3 protein-coding genes are annotated in these 4,521 nt (G+C 49.7%); 2 read left to right on the top strand and 1 reads right to left on the bottom strand.

What is annotated here, in order from left to right; translation table 11 throughout:
* Nucleotides 1–3,076: hypothetical protein (locus tag J7439_RS24860; protein ID WP_209204745.1), on the bottom strand; the 3,076-nt coding region annotated here is incomplete at its 3' end.
* Nucleotides 3,077–3,125: 49 nt separating this feature from the next.
* Here J7439_RS24860 and J7439_RS24855 point away from each other — a divergent pair.
* Both J7439_RS24855 and J7439_RS24850 read left to right on the top strand, forming a co-directional pair.
* Nucleotides 3,126–3,653 (top strand): hypothetical protein, encoded by a 528-nt coding sequence (locus J7439_RS24855; protein WP_209204744.1) that lies wholly within the window; start codon nt 3,126–3,128, stop codon nt 3,651–3,653.
* A gap of 333 nt (nt 3,654–3,986) precedes the next feature.
* A complete protein-coding gene (locus J7439_RS24850) occupies nt 3,987–4,313 on the top strand; it encodes a pseudouridine synthase family protein (protein WP_209204743.1) in 327 nt (108 codons plus the stop codon).
* Nucleotides 4,314–4,521 lie beyond the last annotated feature (208 nt).

Here is a 4,521-nt window from a genome sequence, read left to right as displayed (position 1 = left end):
TTTTTATAAATGCGCCGCTAGCCACCGTACCTAACGCTCCGCCGATGCTACCCACCGCAATTCCGGCCTTGGTTCCCGCACTTAACCCTTGATCGGTGCCACCGGAAGGCTGGCCACCGGACGATTGAGGATCCGCACCAGCGGATGGGTGAGCCAGCAGCGCCGCTCCGGGAACCTCTGGGGCAATAGCATTGATGGCATCGCGCAACACCATCATTTCCATCGAATATTGAAAGTCGTCCAGGCTGGACGGGGCTTGGGCCACCCCGGAAGGACCGGGTACCGGGTTCGGCTGTTCTCCAGCGGTCGCCTTGGCCCGGGCAAGCAGGCTTCGATTGGTTTTTGCCATAATGTGAGCATTCAGTTTTTTGATGGCTTCCGGTACCGGGGTATTATTGGCCAGAGCGTCATCAAGCACACTGATCACTTCCCGCATTTGCATAATCAGTGGATCGGCTGTGGTTACCTCAGTGCTTGAGGGTGGAGGGAGCAGGTCCTGTTCAGTCAGTTTCTGGCTTAATTTCAGTTTCTTAAGCCCATCTGCACTGGTCACCTTGTTAATGTATTCTTTGGCCAGGGCCTTCGTGGCCGCTTTGTCGAGGGCTTCAAGTTCCGTTACCGGCTTGGTCAGGATCTGTTTTAGCGTTAAGGACGAGGTAGGAATGGGAGTCATGTCAGCCCACTCGATTATTTCTGCGTCGGTGGGTTGAATAAAATGCCCGATACCTCTTCCGTTGGCAATCTGCTCTGGCTGAGTCAATCCAAGGTCGTATCCCTCAGCCAGCCGTCTCAGTACGTCCATGGCCTTTGCGACCAACTGATCCATTGAATCGGCGCTGGCCACGTACAAGGAGCTTGCGGTATCAGAAATGGCCAGGGACAGTTGATTATTCACCCTTTGTATGTTTGCAAACATGATATGTCCGACACACGGGGAGACGCTGAACAGAACGTTAGCATCTGCCCCTGCCGGTAACTGAGTTGCCTTCGCATTGAACGCTGCAACCATCTTTGACAGCATTGACCGAATTGTAACAAATGGTTCTCCACCATAGACTCCATACGAAAATTTCCCAAGTTTCTGGCCAATTTTAGTAAGGTAATGACTGTCTGCTTTCAGGCCCAGGCTACGCCATAAACTGGCGCGGGAAGCAATCAGACTTTTAGCCGACAATTCCTGTAGCAAGGTCCTGACAAGAGCGGGTAATCGGGCATATCCGGCACCCAGAAAAACAGCATTGACCAGAGCATTTAAAGAGCGGCTAACAGAAATTCCAAAGTGCCTGGCAAGGGTCAATGAAACTACATCCCCCAGACATATGCCTTCCTGTAATTGCTGATCATTCATCATCATTTGCAAAGGGTTCCATGCCAAAGAGAAATCTGTGAGATCTTTTAAATTCGTCATAGCTGGCGGATTGGGGGTCCCCAGAGATATCTGTTGGAGATGCTGTATCAGGTTACGAACCATTACCCTGAGCCCTTGCATCAGGTCTGCATGTAGTGGCGGGGCGCTGGCGTTAATAAATGAGAGGGTGTTAACTTTAAACGCTAATCTGCCAAGTGCCTGATAGTCTTCACTCCACATTAAATCAAAGACCTCCTTGTCATATTGCGCCAAATAATTGCCCATCCCCAGCGGCTGACGGAGTTGATTGGCAAGACCTATTGCATCTGGGTCTCCCGCAACGCCACGTTGCACCGCAAGGGTAAATTCATTGCGCATTGCAGAAAAACCCCGCAAAAAATCCAACAGTTGCGGGACCATGTCGTCTCCGTCAAGGGCACTTTCAGTCTCTATCAGCCAACTGATTTTGCTTAAGAAATCCACCTCCGAGAGGATCACTCTTTTTGACCGATGGTGATGGGCTACTGTCGTTGAGCCAGTATTCTGGGCGGGCGCTGTCGGGGCAGGCGCGATTGTGGTGTTGAACTCATGGATAATGTCATCCACCCCGGCTGCTACGATATCGAAATAGTGACGAGCAACATTAGGGAAAGTGGCATTAGGGAAAGTGCCATTAGTGAACGTGCCATTGAGCGTTTGGGCGAAGGCTTCAATGCCCTCGAGCAGCATATATCCGGCAAAATTCCTGGCACTGTCCTTAACAAAGGTGACTAATTCTGTGAAGTTAAGGGTCGGAAATAGTTGTTGAAAGTAAACCAGGTCATTTTCGAACATGCCAAGATTGGTTGATTTGCCCATATCGTCCACTATGGCGGTCAGTTGCTGCTCCAGTGTTAAATTGGTAGCGACCATCGAACTGGACAGGGCCAGGGTGGTCCTGGCGGGCGCGATGTCGGTGATGCCGCCAAGTGAATGTGACGGGATAATACTGTCAGTCCAGGGAGGCAGGGTATTAACCAGTGAGGGAGTGCTGGTCGGTAGTAATATCGGGCTGTTAGCAGTGCTTGCAGAGGCAGAATCCTGAACAGTCGGGCTTGCATAATTAAACGGCGTTGTTTTTATACCAGCCGGGCTTACATAATTAAACGACGTAGTATTTATACCAATCGGGCTGGAAAAAACCGGAACAGATCCAAGATTGGCTGTTGTTGACGTTGCCGATGCATTGGCAGCAACAGCGCCCTTGTCGGAACCGGACAGGCTGGACCGGGCTGGGAAAGCCGTGGTGGCATTCATGGCAGTTGCCGAACTGTGCAGCAAAGGCAATGAATGGATACCCGTTGCATGGGTAGAGGCGGCACTCTTCACCGAGCCGGATAACCCCATGGACGTTGCCGAATATTCACCGGTTTCACCCATATCATTGATATTTACACTTGTGGCGGAAGGCCCTGCTGAGCCGGAAGGATGGGAGTGGTGGCTGGAGACGCTGGTTGCCAGGGGGTTGCTGACCGAACCGGACAGACTGGCTGTCCGATGGTCACCGGTTGCCGTAAAACCGGAGTCCGTCGCTTTGACTGAGCCTGCTGAATCGTGGGCAGTAGCGGTATGTTTAATGGACTCGGATGGACTAAAGGTAGTCTTGTAATCGCTGCTGGATGCACCAATGGCAGAGGATCTGACCAGGCTGGATTTTGCCAGGTGCGCACTGGAGTTTGCAGTTAACATCGATGCCGATGCCTGTACCAAGCCTGTCTCACTGTTTACAGATGGACTGATGGCAGATGTTGCCGAAGTAGCGTTATTAGAGACACTATCCTTCATTGCCTCCGACATACTGGTCATTGCTGTGTGTGTACTGACTGCGTTTGCAGATGTTGATGCGGATTCAGATGTTGATGCTGATTCAGATGTTGATGCTGATGTTGATTCAGATGTTGATGCTGATGCTGATTCAGATGTTGATGCTGATGTTGATTCAGATGTTGATGCTGATGCTGATTCAGATGTTGATACTGATACTGATACTGATTCAGATGTTGATGCTGATGCTGATTCAGATGTTGATACTGATTCAGACGTTGATGCTGATTCAGACGTTGATGCTGATACTGATACAGATTCAGGCGTTGATGCTGATTCAGATGTTGATTCAGATGTTGATACTGATGCAGATGCAGATGCTTTTGCTGGATTTGAATTGCTGGCCGAAGCTGATATTGAGGTTGTGCCAATTATTGAACCGGCTGCGCTTGAATTAATTGACTTTGTTCGACTAAGCAAGTCTGAAGAACTGGCAGACTGAACCAAATGGCTGGTTTGATACTGGCTACCCAGTGCAGGTGTCGTCTTCCCTGTCTTTTTATTATTAGCCACTTGACGTGAGTGAAACACACTGGTTGTTTTAGCACGATCATGAGGAAATTTTTTATCAGGATCATCAGGAAATTTTTTATCATCATCATGAGGAATTTTTTTATCAGGATCATCAGGAAATTTTTTATCAGGATCATGAGGAAATTTTTGATCAGGCAGAAAACCTGGATTAGTTGGTTTAACTGGAAATCGAAGATGCATCGCTTGATTAACCCGTCAGTTGACTTTTATTCATTTCAGATTGATGAAAAAATATCCAACTTTGCAAAAGTTGCAAATATTCGAGAGAGAAAAGTTTACAGTCCAGGGAGGACAAATAAGGGGTCATTGCCTGTTACAAGCTGAAGGCGGGGTCTGCAGTTATTCAGATAAGGAAGGCCGTCCAACGGTATTCGATAAACTCCCCAAACTGAAGGGCGAGCACTGGATCCCCATCGGCTGTCTGGATCTGAAAGTCAGCCGTTTGAAGCGGGTCCGGTTTGGCAGCATGATCATTCCTGACCAGCTGCGTCAGGGGCAATTTCAGGAGCTGGAAAAACCAGATATCGACGTGCTTGCCGCACTACCTGAACTCAACCGATTAAAGTAAATGGGTCCGGCAGGAGGCTGTCCGTCGGACTGCCTCCCGGTCCGACAGTTTGTTGCCCATGGGTTCCATCGTTAAATCGGAGTCTGGGCAAACTCCTCCGCTTCGATTTGCAGCCGCGCTGCTATTTCCGCCTGCCGTTGCCCGGCAGGCTTGCCATGCACGGCCCCCAAACTGTCCAGCGCCACCTGGGTAATGATCTCTTCTTGCA

The sequence above is a fragment of the Salinisphaera sp. G21_0 genome (genome assembly GCF_017744115.1).
Classification (GTDB): Bacteria; Pseudomonadota; Gammaproteobacteria; order Pseudomonadales; family Endozoicomonadaceae; genus Endozoicomonas.
The sequence above is the reverse complement of the archived record's forward strand: the minus strand, read 5'-3'. Positions and strand labels throughout refer to the sequence as shown.